This window comes from Pleionea sediminis (genome assembly GCF_007570825.1).
Taxonomy (GTDB): Bacteria; Pseudomonadota; Gammaproteobacteria; order Enterobacterales; family Kangiellaceae; genus Pleionea; species Pleionea sediminis.
Genome location: NZ_SUNB01000001.1, coordinates 2,206,627 through 2,221,552 on the forward strand (window position 1 = coordinate 2,206,627; position 14,926 = coordinate 2,221,552).

General features: G+C 41.8%; 16 protein-coding genes. 5 read left to right on the forward strand and 11 right to left on the reverse strand.

All coding sequences use genetic code 11. The annotated features are described in order from the left end of the window. A complete protein-coding gene (locus FAX86_RS09120; protein WP_144393013.1) occupies positions 1–456 on the reverse strand; it encodes a CBS domain-containing protein in 456 nt (151 codons plus the stop codon). Between the two features lie 227 nt (positions 457–683). Then, positions 684–980 carry a ribosome assembly RNA-binding protein YhbY gene (gene yhbY, locus FAX86_RS09125; RefSeq protein WP_144393014.1) on the reverse strand — a complete coding sequence of 99 codons (297 nt, stop codon included), beginning with the start codon at positions 978–980 and terminating at the stop codon, positions 684–686. Positions 981–1,108: 128 nt separating this feature from the next. Here yhbY and rlmE point away from each other — a divergent pair, with 128 nt between their 5' ends. The 5 genes from rlmE to FAX86_RS09150 all read left to right on the forward strand — a co-directional run bounded on the left by rlmE (position 1,109) and on the right by FAX86_RS09150 (position 6,702). Further along, positions 1,109–1,729, forward strand: coding sequence for a 23S rRNA (uridine(2552)-2'-O)-methyltransferase RlmE (gene rlmE, locus FAX86_RS09130; RefSeq protein WP_144393015.1), 621 nt, complete (start codon positions 1,109–1,111; stop codon positions 1,727–1,729). 112 nt (positions 1,730–1,841) lie between these two features. Continuing rightward, complete coding sequence (ftsH, locus tag FAX86_RS09135; RefSeq protein WP_205859137.1) at positions 1,842–3,761, forward strand: ATP-dependent zinc metalloprotease FtsH; 1,920 nt, start codon at positions 1,842–1,844, stop codon at positions 3,759–3,761. Between the two features lie 116 nt (positions 3,762–3,877). Further along, the gene (folP, locus tag FAX86_RS09140; protein WP_144393017.1) at positions 3,878–4,693 is read left to right on the forward strand and encodes a dihydropteroate synthase; all 816 of its coding nucleotides are present in this window, start codon (positions 3,878–3,880) and stop codon (positions 4,691–4,693) included. A gap of 9 nt (positions 4,694–4,702) precedes the next feature. Then, positions 4,703–6,046, forward strand: a complete 1,344-nt coding sequence (glmM, locus tag FAX86_RS09145; protein ID WP_144393018.1) for a phosphoglucosamine mutase — start codon at positions 4,703–4,705, stop codon at positions 6,044–6,046. A gap of 248 nt (positions 6,047–6,294) precedes the next feature. Next, on the forward strand, positions 6,295–6,702 hold the full coding sequence (locus tag FAX86_RS09150; protein WP_144393019.1) for a CBS domain-containing protein: 408 nt from the start codon (positions 6,295–6,297) through the stop codon (positions 6,700–6,702). 44 nt (positions 6,703–6,746) lie between these two features. Here FAX86_RS09150 and nqrM read toward each other — a convergent pair whose 3' ends face one another. The 9 genes from nqrM to FAX86_RS09195 form a co-directional block, all read right to left on the reverse strand. Beyond that, positions 6,747–6,974, reverse strand: coding sequence for a (Na+)-NQR maturation NqrM (gene nqrM / locus FAX86_RS09155; RefSeq protein ID WP_144393020.1), 228 nt, complete (start codon positions 6,972–6,974; stop codon positions 6,747–6,749). A gap of 27 nt (positions 6,975–7,001) precedes the next feature. Further along, on the reverse strand, positions 7,002–7,916 hold the full coding sequence (locus tag FAX86_RS09160) for an FAD:protein FMN transferase (protein WP_164503517.1): 915 nt from the start codon (positions 7,914–7,916) through the stop codon (positions 7,002–7,004). Between the two features lie 103 nt (positions 7,917–8,019). Further along, positions 8,020–8,604, reverse strand: coding sequence for a GGDEF domain-containing protein (locus FAX86_RS09165; RefSeq protein ID WP_144393022.1), 585 nt, complete (start codon positions 8,602–8,604; stop codon positions 8,020–8,022). Between the two features lie 54 nt (positions 8,605–8,658). Beyond that, a complete protein-coding gene (gene nqrF / locus FAX86_RS09170; RefSeq protein WP_144393023.1) occupies positions 8,659–9,885 on the reverse strand; it encodes an NADH:ubiquinone reductase (Na(+)-transporting) subunit F in 1,227 nt (408 codons plus the stop codon). Between the two features lie 18 nt (positions 9,886–9,903). Further along, positions 9,904–10,512 (reverse strand): NADH:ubiquinone reductase (Na(+)-transporting) subunit E, encoded by a 609-nt coding sequence (gene nqrE, locus FAX86_RS09175; RefSeq protein ID WP_144393024.1) that lies wholly within the window; start codon positions 10,510–10,512, stop codon positions 9,904–9,906. Beyond that, complete coding sequence (locus FAX86_RS09180; protein ID WP_144393025.1) at positions 10,512–11,144, reverse strand: NADH:ubiquinone reductase (Na(+)-transporting) subunit D; 633 nt, start codon at positions 11,142–11,144, stop codon at positions 10,512–10,514. Before FAX86_RS09180 ends, nqrE begins: the two co-directional genes overlap by 1 nt. Further along, a complete protein-coding gene (locus tag FAX86_RS09185; protein ID WP_144393026.1) occupies positions 11,134–11,910 on the reverse strand; it encodes a Na(+)-translocating NADH-quinone reductase subunit C in 777 nt (258 codons plus the stop codon). The genes FAX86_RS09180 and FAX86_RS09185 overlap by 11 nt, the downstream gene beginning before the upstream one ends. Next, positions 11,900–13,108 (reverse strand): NADH:ubiquinone reductase (Na(+)-transporting) subunit B, encoded by a 1,209-nt coding sequence (locus FAX86_RS09190; protein ID WP_144393027.1) that lies wholly within the window; start codon positions 13,106–13,108, stop codon positions 11,900–11,902. Before FAX86_RS09190 ends, FAX86_RS09185 begins: the two co-directional genes overlap by 11 nt. Further along, complete coding sequence (locus FAX86_RS09195) at positions 13,108–14,451, reverse strand: Na(+)-translocating NADH-quinone reductase subunit A (protein ID WP_144393028.1); 1,344 nt, start codon at positions 14,449–14,451, stop codon at positions 13,108–13,110. Before FAX86_RS09195 ends, FAX86_RS09190 begins: the two co-directional genes overlap by 1 nt. Positions 14,452–14,926 lie beyond the last annotated feature (475 nt).

Below are 14,926 nucleotides of genomic sequence, written 5' to 3' on the forward strand. Positions count from 1 at the left end.
TTATGGTTCGTCATCTTCCAAAGGTTCCGATTCCTCAAGCATTTCTAACAATTGCACGCAAATAGTCACAAAGTCATGATCGGTGATGATTCCTTTTAATTTTTTATCCGCATCGACAACCGGTAAACACCCAAATTTATGTTTATGTATAATTTCAGCAGCACGATTCACTTTGCATCTGGGTGATACGGTTGTTAGTTCTGTCGTCATAATGTCGGACAAAAGAGTGCCTGTTTCAATTTCCGATAGTTCTTTTTCATCCATAAAAGTTTGGGAGGATATGCCATATTGATATATGGTTCGTTGAGTAACCAGTCCTACTAGCTCACCAAATTCGTTCACAATAGGTACATGGCGAAATCCTTTATCTTTCATCAGCTTTCTCGCGTCAGCTAATGAGTTAAAACGAGATAAGGTGATTGGATTTTGAGTCATGACATCTTCAATAGCTATCATTCTAAGCTCCAAATTTAATACACTTAAATTTTAATTGTGCTTGTTAGTAATGATAGTTCTTTCTGAAGAGTTGCGTTTAAAAGCGGTTGTTTAAAGTGCGAGGGGATTGATTTGAGAAGTACTCTCGGAGTTTTCCAGCGCTGAAAATGGCTCAATTTGGCCATGATTGGTCAGCGCTGGAGATATTGAAATTCGCTATAGGTAGACTCAGTGGTACTGCGTCAACTCTATTTGGGCAGTTCAATTTTCGGATTTTGTGAATTTCTTCGGAAAAGTGTCACAATGTGTCCGACTCGTTGAACTTTTACCGCACCTGATTTACGACAAAGAATGTCGATCATTTCATCGCGCTCCTCTCGCTCTTCTGCGCTAACTTTTACTTTAATTAGCTCATGAGCATTTAATGCAATTTCAAGCTCTTCGAGTAAGGCCTCAGTGACACCTTTTCCGCCAACCATTACGACGGGCTTAAGATTATGAGCTTGAGAACGCAAAAACCGCGTTTGTGATGTGGATAATTTCATATATTTAATACTCCTTTGTCAGCCTGAATCATCTCAATTGAGGCGCTGCTATTCTAACTGAATTGACAGATACGATATAATCTTATTTTGATTGCTATATAATTAATATTTAAATTTGGGCTTGTAACATGGGGCGAAGTAAAAGTAGTAAAGGCTGGCTGAGAGAACATTTTGACGATCCTTATGTCAAAAAAGCACAGTTTGAAGGTCGGCGCTCTCGAGCTTTGTTCAAGCTGGAGGAAATGGATAACAAGGATAAGTTATTCAAAAAAGGCGCGACTGTTGTAGACTTGGGCGCTGCGCCAGGAGGTTGGTCTGAACTTGCCATTGAAAAAGTGGGAGATAAAGGACAAGTTTTTGCTCTGGATGTTTTGCCTATGGATTCAATTGCAGGAGTTACCTTTATTCAAGGCGACTTTAGAGAGGAGTTAGTACTAACTCAGCTTCTCGATGCAATGGCTGGTCAAAATGCAGACCTTGTTTTATCTGATATGGCCCCCAATATAAGCGGGATGAGTGCCGTTGATCAGCCTCGAGCTATGTATCTAGTTGAGTTGGCACTAGATTTAGCAAGACAAGTTTTAAAGCCTGGCGGAGCCTTACTGGTTAAAATATTCCAGGGGGAGGGCTTTGATGCGTATTTGGCGGAAGTCCGAAAGGCTTTTTCCAACGTTAAAATAAGGAAACCCGATGCTTCTCGCGCACGTTCGCGCGAGGTATACATACTGGCAAAAGGTTTTAAGGGTTAGTTGCAAACCGTCACAATATCGTAAAGTGTTACGAATAACGGTTTGACAGCTCAACTCAGTGGGTAATAATGCCAATATAACCGAGTGAAAAGAGGTCGTTAGTTTGAACGATATGGCTAAAAATTTGTTGCTCTGGGCCATTATAGCAGTGGTTCTTATCTCTGTTTTTAATAATTTTGGGCCGGGGCAGGGTCAACAGGAACGCTACAGTTATTCTCAATTGAAAGAGGATATTCAGGCTGGCCGAGTTGACCAAATTACGATTCAGGGCTTAGACGTGGAAGCGCGTTTGGGAACTGGTCCTGCAAGAAAGACAGTCATTCCAGCAAATGATTCTTCTTTCGAGAGTTTAATCGAGACTGCCGAGCAGAACGGTGTCAATGTTGAGGCGAAAAAGCCTGACGATGGCAGCGGTTTTTGGACGATTCTTCTCTATCTTCTTCCAACAGCCTTAATAATCGGTTTTTGGATCTTTATGTTGCGCCAGATGCAAGGCGGTGGCGGCAAAGGTGCGATGTCTTTTGGTAAGAGCAAAGCCCGCCTGATGGGGGAAGATCAAATAAAAACCACTTTTGCCGACGTGGCTGGCGTTGAAGAAGCAAAAGAAGAAGTTGAAGAGTTAGTCGACTTTTTAAGAGATCCTGGAAAGTTTCAACGCTTGGGCGGTAAAATTCCACGCGGTGTTTTGATGGTCGGTCCTCCAGGAACGGGTAAAACACTTCTTGCTAAAGCGATTGCGGGCGAAGCGAAAGTTCCATTTTTTACGATTTCAGGTTCCGATTTTGTAGAAATGTTTGTTGGTGTTGGTGCTTCTCGAGTTCGAGACATGTTTGAGCAAGCTAAAAAACAGGCGCCATGCATAATTTTTATTGATGAGATTGATGCGGTAGGTCGTCATCGTGGTGCTGGTCTCGGCGGTGGTCATGATGAAAGAGAGCAAACACTAAACCAATTGTTGGTTGAAATGGATGGTTTTGAAGGTGGTGAAGGCGTTATCGTCATTGCTGCAACCAACCGACCCGATGTATTGGATCCGGCCTTACTGCGTCCAGGCCGTTTTGATCGTCAGGTGGTCGTCGGACTCCCTGATATTCGCGGTCGTGAACAAATACTCAAGGTTCACATGCGAAAAGTGCCTTTAGGCGACGATGTCGAGCCTGCTGTTATCGCGCGAGGTACGCCTGGCTTTTCTGGAGCTGATTTGGCCAATCTCGTTAATGAAGCTGCGTTATTTGCAGCCCGAGCGAATCGCCGAACGGTATCAATGGCAGAGTTTGATAAAGCCAAAGATAAAATCATGATGGGCGCTGAGCGTAAATCAATGGTAATGAGTGAAGATGAGAAGTTAAATACCGCTTATCACGAAGCAGGTCATGCCATTGTCGGCCGCTTAGTTCCAAAGCATGATCCGGTTTATAAGGTCAGTATTATTCCTCGTGGACGAGCTCTTGGTGTTACGATGTACCTGCCAGAAGAAGATAAATACAGTCAGAGTAAAGAGCAGCTTGAGAGCATGTTGAGTTCGCTTTACGGCGGTCGTATTGCAGAAGAAATGATTAATGGGAAGGACGGTGTAACCACTGGTGCTTCTAACGATATTCAACGAGCGACTGAAATTGCTCGAAATATGGTTACTCATTATGGTTTATCTGAATTAGGACCGATGAACTTCTCGGAAGATGAAGGTGAAGTGTTCCTTGGTCGTTCAGTTACTCAGCACAAAAATGTTTCGGATGAAACTGCGACGGCAATTGATAAAGAAGTGAAAGCAATTATCGATCGCAATTATTTACGAGCTGAAAAAATTCTTAATGAAAATACCGATAAGTTGCATGCAATGGCAAAAGCATTAATGAAATATGAAACCATTGATGCTGCGCAAATTGATGACATTATGAATGGTAAAGACCCTCGACCTCCTGAAGGTTGGAATGATAAAAATGGACCTTCTGGTGATAATCCATCGGGTACAGCACCGTCTGGAGATAAGCCTTCCTCCAATCCTATTGGTGGTCCAGCGAGCGAGCACTAAGTCGCAATTTATCTCTAAAAAGGAGCTTAAATAGCTCCTTTTTTTTATTTTGCTCCAAGGTGCAGATATAATTACTTCTCGTAATCAAAATTAAACACAGTAGCTCCTCAATTAAGATGCATTCTCTATATCAATCTGATTTACCTCAAATCATGGGGGTTCTGAATATTACGCCCGATTCCTTTTCTGATGGAGGGTCTTTCATTGATCCGATAAAGGCTAGAAGTAGAGCTGAAGCAATGATTGAAGAGGGTGTTGATATTATTGATGTTGGTGGCGAATCTACCAGGCCTGGTGCAAAGGAAGTCTCTATTAACGAAGAACTTGATCGGGTTATTCCAGTTATCGAGGCGATCGCAAATTTAGGTAAGCCTGTATCTATCGACACCAGTAAATCGGTCGTTATGTTGGAAGCAGCAAAAGCAGGTGCTGCAATGATTAATGATGTTAGAGCGTTACAAGAAGATGGTGCACTTGAATCTGCAGCACAAACAGGATTACCCATTTGCTTAATGCACATGCAAGGAAAACCGAGAACTATGCAAACCAATCCTACTTACGATGATGTGGTGGCTGATGTTCTCCGGTTCTTGGAGTTGCGAATTAGACGATGTGAAGCAGCCGGTATCGATCGCTCTCTTTTATCAATTGACCCTGGGTTTGGCTTTGGAAAATCACTAGAGCATAACCTCCATATGTTAAAAAATTTAGAGCGTTTTCAGAATTTAAATTTGCCTGTGCTTGTCGGTATGTCGCGTAAGTCTATGCTGGGGCAAATAACGGATAAGCCAGTTGAAAAGCGATTAGCCGCAGGCATCAGCGTCGCTCTTATTGCAGCGATTAAAAAAGCGAATATAATTCGCGTTCATGACGTTGCCGAAACACGAGATGCGATATGTGTATTTGGTGCAGTGTACAATGAGGAAATCTAAGGTAATCCAATGACAAAACGGAAATATTTTGGCACCGATGGTGTAAGAGGAACAGTCGGTGAATACCCAATAACGGCAGATTTTGCCCTTAAACTTGGTTGGGCTGTTGGTAAAGTACTCGGTGATGGAGCTGGGAGTAAAGTTTTAATTGGTAAAGACACGCGCATATCGGGTTATATGTTTGAATCTGCTCTGGAGGCAGGATTGATCGCGGCGGGTGTCGATGTTCTACAGTTGGGACCAATGCCAACGCCTGGAATTGCATATCTAACGCGAACTTTTAGGGCTAATGCTGGAATTGTCATTTCTGCTTCTCACAATCCGTTTAATGACAATGGGATTAAGTTTTTCTCGAATGATGGTTATAAGCTTCCTGATAAAGTTGAGCTTGAAATAGAAGCAATGTTGGATCGACCGATGGAAACCGTCGGCTCGCATGAGCTAGGAAAAGCTCGTCGCATTGAAGATGCGCGTGGGCGATATATAGAGTTTTGTAAAGCTACCATTCCTTCTGCTCTAGATTTCTCAAACTTAAAAATAGTTCTCGATTGTGCTCATGGAGCGACTTATCACATTGCTCCTGCCGTTTTTAATGAGTTAGGTGCTGAAGTCATTACCATAGGCAATAAACCTAATGGTTTGAATATAAATGAAGGCTGTGGAGCCACAGATACAAGTAAGCTCGCTGAAACTGTTCTCGCAGAGAAAGCTGATTTAGGCATTGCATTTGATGGCGACGGCGATCGTGTCATGATGGTTGATGAGCGTGGTGAGCAAGTTGATGGCGACCAGTTATTATTTATCATTGCTCGAGATGCCAAGCAAAGAGGCCGTCTCAATGGTGGTGTTGTTGGAACGTTAATGACCAACCTTGGAATGGAAAAGGCTTTAGAAAAGCAAGATATTCCTTTCGCCAGAGCAAAAGTCGGTGACCGATATGTCATGGAGCGATTAAAGGAGCATGGGTGGATATATGGTGGAGAATCTTCAGGGCATGTCATCTGTTTGAACGCGACAACTACCGGCGATGGAATTGTTTCTGCGTTACAAGTGTTGTCAGTTATGGCGAAGCAAGATTTATCGCTCCACGATTTAAAATCAGGTATGACAAAATATCCTCAATCAATGATTAACGTCCGTTTGCCCTCGAAAGAAAGTAATCCATTAGAGTCAGATGCGGTTAAAAGCGCAGTTAAAGAGGTCGAAAGTAAACTCGCTGACAAAGGCCGTGTGCTATTAAGGCCTTCAGGAACAGAGCCTCTCATTCGAGTTATGGTGGAAGGAGAAGATCCTACTTTGGTTAAAGAATGCTCTCAGCATTTGGCTGAAGTTGTTGAAGCTAATTGTAAATAATCTCAAGTGTCCTTATTAAGAGAGCGCTAAATGGCGCTCTGCACCATAAAAAAAATTATGGTTTTACCTAGTGAAAATTAATCCTTTGTGATTTACTTATTGGTGATAATAGGTTTTTTCACATAAGTGCTTGCAGTATGAAGTTTTTGAAATCGAAATTGGGTTTTAAATAGATAGCATACGCTCTCGAGCCACATTGAAAAAATAAATAAATACAATTGCTTTAGATATTTCCCGGAGGAAACCCTATGCTCAAATCGGTTACAACCCGAGATTATATGACCTCTGCTGCTATTACGCTCAAGCCAGAGACTGATATTCTCGAAGCGGTTGAAACATTGCTTGAGTACAATTTGAGTGGTGCTGCTGTAGTTGATGAGCACCGAGAAGTGATCGGATTTCTGTCCGAAAAAGATTGTTTGCATGTTGTTCGTAGTGCGATTTATAACGGAGACTTGGGTGATCGAGTTATGGATCGTATGACACAAGGCGTTATCTCTGCCCACCCTGATGATAGCATTGCTGATGTTGCTGAGAAATTTTTGAAATGTAATTGTCGCTGCTTACCAGTAATTGAGAAAAATGTTTTGGTAGGAATGATTTGTCGTGCGAATGTCTTGAAGGCAATGGAGACAATTGGTGTCAATTGGAGTTGAGAGCTTGGAGCCTGCAGAATAAAGGCAGGCTCATAATTCTTTCTCTAATTTTGTTTAATATCGATCTCTAGCTGATTTTTACTCGCTTCTTTGCGCATTTTTTCTTTGCGTTTTTCACATGGCTCGTCACAATCACAGACCTTTTTAATTCCTAGCGTAGACATTCCTCCACAACTGCCGGTTATGGTTTTTCGTTGGAATATATATCCAACTGCCATAATGGTAATAACGAACAGCATGATACCGAAAGTAATCAAAAAAACAGTGGTCATTATAAGTTTACCTGATATATCGTTAAATTAGTTTAAATAAGGCTTAAAGTGTTGATTGTATTGTTCTTCAAATCCGTCTGCTGTTTTTATAATCATGAAAACAGCAATTTTGTTCTTCTCTGCAAGCTCGTATCCTATTTTATCTCCCAAGACCATAAACGCGGTCGCTAATGCGTCTGCTGTCATGGCTGAGGGATGGATGACCGTGACTGAAGCTAATTGATGGTCAATTGGGTAACCGGTCACAGGATTTATCGTGTGCGAATACCTTTTACCGTCTTTTTCAAAGTAGTTGCGATAATCACCTGAGGTTGCGACTCCCATTATACCTGGGTTGACTATTTTTTGCACCGTGCGAGAGGATGGATCAGGCGCTTCGATAGCGATTCTCCATGGTTTGCCCTGATTATTATTTCCTTTGACCTTAACTTCGCCTCCAATTTCTACTAAGTAATTTTTTATGCCATATCGTTTTTCTAACACTTCTGCTAATTCATCGACTGCATACCCTTTGGCAATGGCTGAAAAGTTAATTGCTAAATCGGAACTACCTTTCTTGATGCATTGTTTTTGCTCATTCAGTTCGGACTTGCCAAATGTAAGTTTGGTCAACATTTCTTGAATGCTTCCCTCATTTGGAATCATTTCGTGAGTATCTTTTTTATCAAATCCCCAAAGTTCAATTAATGGTCCCAGGCCTGGGTCGAAAGCACCATTAGAAAGATTATAAATCCGCAATGCTTCTTTCATGACAGCCGCGGTATCATCACTAACTTCAACGCAGCCATCTGATGATGAGCGATTAAGTTGATTAAGGTCCGATTGTTCAATATAGGTTGAGAGATTTTGGTTCAAGCTTGATAGTCGCAAGTCAATTACTTTCGCTAGGTCTCCAGTATTTTTATGCTCTTCTTTAAATATTATGTTGTACCAAGTTCCCATGGTCTCTCCTCTGAGCTTTTTATAGCTCGGGGAATCACATGACAATATAAAAGGTAGAAAAAGAAGATAAACTAAAGCTCTAGCTTTAAACATAATAAACCTTTTAATCTGTGTGTTTGTGAGAGCTGTATGCAATTTGATTTGCACCATTAGCTTTTGAGTCTCTTAAAGCCATTTGTGCCTCTGACATAAGCTCTTTTGAAGAAGTGATGATACTTGAAACGTGAACGACACCTAGATTGAAAAAAGAATCGCTAAAAGCTTTTGTTAACACTTCTGAGATTCTTTCAAAAACCGCTCGCGCGTCATGAGTGTTTGTATGTGTGAGTGCAATTAGGAACTGTTGATTATCGACACGTCCTAAAATATCAGTATTTCTCAATAGTGCATTTAATTCTTTCGCAATTTTTTTTAATCGCTTATCTCTAGCTCCTGTAGAGTCATCTTCTAATTCAGATAATCCTCCAATATGTAGTAAAGCGATGGTTAATGGGCGGTGGTATCTTTTGGCATATAAAAAAGCTTGCTCGAGCTCAGCAAAAGTTGCTTGAGTATTATTTAACCCTGTTGTTTTATCTGTCTGCTTTGCAATGGCTAGCTCTTTTTTTTGCCAATAATATTGAACGAATAAAATTATATTCAATATAAATGAAAGACCAAGAAGAATGTAGGGGAGGATTTCGAGCACTTGTCAGCCTGTTAAAACTAGAAAGCGACTCTTGAGAGCCGCTTTCGAGATTTATTAACCACCAAAATCATCAAGGAATATATTATCCCGCTCGACGCCTAAGTCTTCGAGCATCTTGATAACGGCAGCATTCATCATAGGTGGTCCACACATGTAATACTCACAATCTTCAGGAGCTTTATGATTCTTAAGATAATTCTCATAAAGTACTTCGTGAATAAATCCAGTGTAGCCTTCCCAATTATCTTCGGGCATGGGATCCGAAAGTGCAGTGTGCCATTCGAAATTTTCGTTTTCTGCAGCTAGCATATCGAAATCTTCAACATAGAACATTTCTCGCTTGCTTCGTGCGCCATACCAAAATGAAATTTTTCGATTAGTCTTTATTCGACGTAATTGATCGAAGATATGCGAACGCATAGGAGCCATACCGGCACCACCACCAATAAATACCATTTCGTTATCGGTCTCTTTGGCAAAAAATTCACCGTATGGGCCTGAAATAGTAACTTTGTCGCCTTTTTTCAGGTTGAAAATGTACGAAGACATTTTCCCTGGCGGTAAGCTCCAGTTGTTAGGCGGTGGCGTTGCAATACGAACATTGAGCATTATCATGCCTTTTTCTTCAGGATAATTTGCCATCGAGTAAGCACGAATCGTTTCTTCTTTAACTTCTGAAACTAAGTCCCAAATTTTAAAGCGATCCCAATCTGGATGATACTCTTCAGCGACTTCCATCTCATTGTATTTCGATACATGTGGAGGACATTCTATTTGAATGTAACCACCAGCCCGGAAGGGAACAACTTCACCTTCTGGTAGCTTTAAACGAAGCTCTTTGATGAAAGTGGCGACGTTATCATTAGAGATGACCTCGCATTCCCACTTTTTAGTACCAAATACTTCTTCGGGAAGCTCTACTTTCATGTTTTGCTTAACGGCGACTTGGCAAGAAAGTCGATAGCCTTCTTTTGCTTCGCGCTTGGTAATATGGCTTTCCTCAGTAGGTAGAATTGATCCTCCACCATCAAGTACTTTACATACACACTGCCCACATGTACCACCACCACCACAGGCTGATGAAACGAAAATACCGCTATCGGCTAACGCGCCTAGCAGTTTTCCACCAGCATTTGTGCTTATGGATTTCTCTGCGTCATCGTTAATGTTTATTTCAACTTTACCGCTAGCGACTAGTTTTGATTTCGCGAACAAAATAATTAAAACCAGAGCAAGAACGACCCCGGTAAAGACTGAGACACCTAATATAATCTCTTGCATGGGTATTCTTTCTCCTAATTACAGTTGAACACCGGTGAAGGACATAAAGCCCAACGCCATTAAACCAACGGTAACGAATGTAATGCCAAGACCTCTAAGGCCATCGGGAACGTCACTGTATTTCATTTTTTCTCGTATTCCAGCTAAGGCAACTATTGCGAGTGCCCAACCGAACCCGGAACCGACACCGTATACGACCGCTTCGCCAAATTGATAGTCACGCTCAACCATGAATAGAGTACCGCCCAATATTGCGCAGTTTACTGTAATCAAGGGTAAGAATATTCCGAGAGCATTGAACAGTGCTGGGAAAAATTTATCGAGCGTCATTTCTAGAATCTGAACGATAGCTGCTATAACGCCGATGTAGCAAATTAAACCAAGGAAGCTCAAGTCAACTTCACTTAAGCCAGCCCAGCTTAGCGCACCTTCTTTTAATATGTAATTAAACAAAAGGTTATTAACAGGAACTGTAATTGCTTGAACAACAATAACCGCGACGCCTAATCCCATGGCTGTTTGAACTTTTTTCGATACTGCTAGAAAAGTACACATTCCCAAGAAAGCTGATAGCGCCAAATTCTCGATAAAAACAGCGCGTACAAATAAACTGATATAGGCTTCCATTACGCGGCCTCCACTTGATCTTTCTTCCAGGCTCGCAATGCCCAAATGAGTAATCCAATAATAAAGAACGCACTGGGTGGTAACACTAATAAACCATTAGTTTGGTACCAACCACCATCTTTTAGTGGTTCTAAAATGGTATAACCAAATAAAGAACCAGAGCCGAAAAGTTCACGAATAAATGCTACAGACATTAATAATGCTGAGTAACCGAGTCCGTTTCCTAAGCCATCAAGGAAACTCATACCAGGACCATTTTTCATTGCGTAGGCTTCTGCTCGTCCCATGACGATACAGTTTGTAATAATTAGACCTACGAAAACAGATAGCTCTTTTGCAATTTCATAAGCATAAGCTTTCAATACTTGGTCAACGACGATTACCAATGAAGCGATAATAGTCATTTGAACAATAATACGAATGCTGGAAGGGATATGATTGCGAATCAAACTGATCAATAGATTCGACATTGCACATACCGTCGTTAGAGCCAGGCTCATAACGAATGCTTTATCCATTTTTCCTGTTACCGCAAGCGCGCTACAAATACCCAGTACTTGAAGTGCTATCGGGTTGTTATCGAAAATCGGCGTGGTGATAACCGATTTTGCTTCTGCTTTATCAAACGCCATGTTTGCCTCCGCGCAATTTAGCTAGGTAAGGTCCAAACGCTTTGTCGCCTAACCAGTAATTTACTAAGTTTTCGACACCGTTACTGGTGTAAGTTGCTCCTGAAAGAGCATCGATTTCATTAGTTTGGTCTGCGCCATTTTTAACGAGTTTTAAAGATGGTTTATAGTTCTGGTTAAGAACTTCTTTTCCATCCCATTTTGAAATCCACTGCGGATTGGTGATTTCTGCACCAAGTCCTGGAGTTTCACCGTGCTCATAGAAACGGATTCCTGCTACTGTGCGAGTATCTGCTTCTAGCGCGATAAATCCGTACAAAGTCGAAAACAGCCCATATCCATGTACTGGGATAACAATTTTCGAAAGCTTACCGTTTTCTTTAAGAAGGTATACTTTTCCATAATTCGAGCGTCTTTTGATACTCGCAGGATCTTCACCTTTAGAAAGCTTGATGCTTGTTTCTGGCTTTTTTGACGCTTGACGTTGATCAAAGCTGGCTGGAGCAATATCTTTTGCAATATCACCCGTTTCAAAATCGACAACTTGTGCTTCAACTTTTTCTTGGAAAAGTTTTCCAAAATCAGCTTGCTCATCTGCACCAACAACACCGGCAGCGATTAATATGCTGCGTTGTACATCCGCTGCTTTATTCGCTTGTTGGTCTTCTTTGAGAATTACGGCTGCACCGGATACCACCAGCGAGCAAACGAGACACAAAGCGACCGCGACAAATATTGTTTTTCCAAAAGAATCATTATTAGCTGACATGACGACGAGCCCTCCGATTAATGTTGGACTGAACAACAAAGTGGTCAATGAATGGAGCAAATAAATTTGCAAACAAAATAGCTAACATAATGCCCTCTGGGTAAGCGCTATTTACGACTCGAATGAGTACTGTCATAACACCAATTAACGCACCGTAATAGTATTTGCCTGTATTGGTTAAAGATGCAGAAACTGGGTCAGTTGCCATAAACATCATTCCAAAGGCAAAACCACCTGTTACAAGATGCCAATACCAAGGCATTGCAAACATGGCATTTGACTCACTACCAACGGCATTGAGTAATAAAGATGTTGCAATCATCCCGAGCATTACACCGAGTATTATTCTCCAAGAGGCAATTCTGAAATACACCAGCATTAATCCACCAATCATTATCATCAGCGTAGAAACACCACCGAATGAGCCTGGAATAAAGCCGAAGAATGCATTCCACCAATTTTGATTCAGTGCATAATCCAATTGGCCGACAGCAGCCTGAGCAAGAGGTGTTGCTCCAGAGTAGGCATCAATGGCTGTCCAAACTGTTGAGCCAGACATGTCTGCTGGGTAAGCAAAGAATAAGAATGCACGGCCAGCCAGTGCTGGATTTAAGAAGTTTTTACCTGTGCCGCCGAAGATTTCTTTTGCGACAACAACACCAAAACTAATACCTAAAGCAACCTGCCAAAGAGGTGTATCGGGTGGTAAAGTCAATGCGAAGAGTACAGAAGTTACAAAGAAGCCTTCGTTGATTTCGTGCTTTCGAACACTTGCGAACAAAACTTCCCAAAATCCACCGACAATGAAGGTGACTGCGTAGATCGGTACAAAATAGAGCGCTCCTAAAAACATGCTTGCAGTTATTGAGTTTGCATCGTAAGCAACTCCAAGCATGCTCATAATAGCACCACGCCAACCTTCTATTTCGGTCATTCCAACTTGGTTCATTGCAATGATGGCTTGCGCACCAGCATTGTACATACCCCAAAACATTGTTGGAAAAGTACATGCCCAAACAAAAATCATGATACGTTTTAAATCGACGTTGTCTCTGACGTGAGCTGTCGTTTTAGTAACGTGCCCTGGCGTGTAGAAAATAGTAGTTACCGCTTCGTATAGCGCATACCACTTTTCGTATTTGCCGCCTTTCTCGAAGTGTGGTTCGAGATGCTCAATATAATTTCGTAATTTGCTCATTACCCTTCCTTCTCAATTGTGGTGAGCGCGTCACGCAAAATTGGACCGTATTCGAATTTACCTGGGCACACATAAGTTGCCAAAGCTAAATCTTCTTCATCAAGCTCAAGACATCCAAGGGCTTGTGCTGTATCTGTATCTTTACTGACTAATGCTCTTAATAGTTGAGTCGATAAAATATCGAGAGGCATTATTCTTTCGTAACTACCAATCGGCATAATTGCTCGCTCACTACCACCTGTGGTTGTCGTGAAGTCGAACTTTTTACCTGGTAGTAAGTGTGAAATAAATGAGCGAGTCACTGAGAATTTATCTCGACCAGCATGGATCCAGCCAAAGAATTCTTTTTCTCGACCTTCTTCTAGCAAGCTAATCTGATTGTGATAGCGCCCCAAGTAAGAACGAGCGCCAGTGGCTGAGAAACCGCTGAAGACAGAACCAGAAATCTGACGTATATCGCCTTTATCCAGTTCTCCTTCCAGAACTTCTGTAGTTGAAGCCCCTAACTGTGTTTTCACTAAACGTGGCTTTTTAGCCATAGGGCCTGCAATGGCAATGGTTCGTTCTGTGAAAAGTTTACCTTCGGTGAACAATTTGCCGACTGCAATCACATCTTGATAACCAATGTGCCAAACTGGATGCTCGTTGTTCGCACCGTGTAGGAAATGAATGTGTGTTCCGACTAAGCCAGCCGGGTGACATCCTGAAAATGATTCTTGAATGATTTGCTCATTCGTAGCAACACTGAATTTGCTATCTGGAGCCGTACAAACAAAAACTTTGCCTTGAGTCAGTTGACTCAAAATCGTTAAGCCATGATTGAAAGCATCATTGTACTCAGATATGACAACCGCCGGATCAGGACACAATGGATGAGTGTCTACTGCAGTCACAAAGATTGCATCAGGAGTTGAGTCAATTGCTGGTACTTTCGAATAGGGACGTGTTCTTAATGAAGTCCACATTCCGGAGGCTACCAGGTTTCCAACTATTTGTTCGCGCTCAATTGAAGTTAAGCTGTCGGCTGAAAAACTGTCGAATGTTACGTTCTCGTTGCCTTCGATTTCGATCACAACCGATAGCAGCTTTCTTTTTGCTCCTCGGTTGATGGCAATGACTTTTCCTGATGCAGGAGAAGTGTATTGAACGCCTTCATTTTTTTTGTCGGTGAAAAGGATTTGACCACAGGCCACCTGGTCTCCTTCTTCTACCATCATCGTCGGCTTCATACCGACATAATCATCACCCAGAACAGCGACATGCTTGACCGATTTGGTTTCGCTGACTGACTGCTCGGGCGCTCCACTAATTGGGAGATCTAGACCTTTCTTAATTTTAATCATACGCTGCGCCGAACTCGTTAACATTGTGAAGTTAAAACGAATACTATAGTCCAAGGAGACCGGCCTTGCCGGACTAGAGACGTAGTAAACCCGGCCTTGTTGTTAAAACACCCAAAACCTTGGTTTAAAACGAAAAGATTGAACTACCAGAATTCCAAGAATGAGATTTTCCCTCATTCAGGGCGCCGTATTATACTGCTTTTGATTAACCGATCGCCAGTTTCCGAGCGGATTTCTTATAAATTCTTTATTAACACCGATTTGACACCGGTCAAATAGCTGCCAAACTTAAGCAATAGTAACGACTCTGACTTGCAATTGATTGTAAATTAAGCAAAATTAATAACATTGATAATTAAAATCAGCAGTGCGGTTGGCAGAAATGCGATATTCAACCATTGGCCATTGCTGGGGCAATTCCAAGTGCTAATTCGCGAATGAGTCCATAAATGGTTTAATTAATGAGCGTTCTGAG

What these genes read in the sequence shown, in the direction of transcription:
- FAX86_RS09150 (WP_144393019.1), top strand. Translation starts at nt 6,295, where the DNA reads ATGCTCAAATCGGTTACAACCCGAGATTATATGACCTCTGCTGCTATT.
- FAX86_RS09180 (WP_144393025.1), bottom strand. Translation starts at nt 11,144, where the DNA reads ATGGCGTTTGATAAAGCAGAAGCAAAATCGGTTATCACCACGCCGATT.
- folP (WP_144393017.1), top strand. Translation starts at nt 3,878, where the DNA reads ATGCATTCTCTATATCAATCTGATTTACCTCAAATCATGGGGGTTCTG.
- glmM (WP_144393018.1), top strand. Translation starts at nt 4,703, where the DNA reads ATGACAAAACGGAAATATTTTGGCACCGATGGTGTAAGAGGAACAGTC.
- nqrE (WP_144393024.1), bottom strand. Translation starts at nt 10,512, where the DNA reads ATGGAAGCCTATATCAGTTTATTTGTACGCGCTGTTTTTATCGAGAAT.
- nqrF (WP_144393023.1), bottom strand. Translation starts at nt 9,885, where the DNA reads ATGCAAGAGATTATATTAGGTGTCTCAGTCTTTACCGGGGTCGTTCTT.
- nqrM (WP_144393020.1), bottom strand. Translation starts at nt 6,974, where the DNA reads ATGACCACTGTTTTTTTGATTACTTTCGGTATCATGCTGTTCGTTATT.
- FAX86_RS09195 (WP_144393028.1), bottom strand. Translation starts at nt 14,451, where the DNA reads ATGATTAAAATTAAGAAAGGTCTAGATCTCCCAATTAGTGGAGCGCCC.
- FAX86_RS09160 (WP_164503517.1), bottom strand. Translation starts at nt 7,916, where the DNA reads ATGGGAACTTGGTACAACATAATATTTAAAGAAGAGCATAAAAATACT.
- FAX86_RS09185 (WP_144393026.1), bottom strand. Translation starts at nt 11,910, where the DNA reads ATGTCAGCTAATAATGATTCTTTTGGAAAAACAATATTTGTCGCGGTC.
- yhbY (WP_144393014.1), bottom strand. Translation starts at nt 980, where the DNA reads ATGAAATTATCCACATCACAAACGCGGTTTTTGCGTTCTCAAGCTCAT.
- FAX86_RS09190 (WP_144393027.1), bottom strand. Translation starts at nt 13,108, where the DNA reads ATGAGCAAATTACGAAATTATATTGAGCATCTCGAACCACACTTCGAG.
- FAX86_RS09120 (WP_144393013.1), bottom strand. Translation starts at nt 456, where the DNA reads ATGATAGCTATTGAAGATGTCATGACTCAAAATCCAATCACCTTATCT.
- ftsH (WP_205859137.1), top strand. Translation starts at nt 1,842, where the DNA reads ATGGCTAAAAATTTGTTGCTCTGGGCCATTATAGCAGTGGTTCTTATC.
- rlmE (WP_144393015.1), top strand. Translation starts at nt 1,109, where the DNA reads ATGGGGCGAAGTAAAAGTAGTAAAGGCTGGCTGAGAGAACATTTTGAC.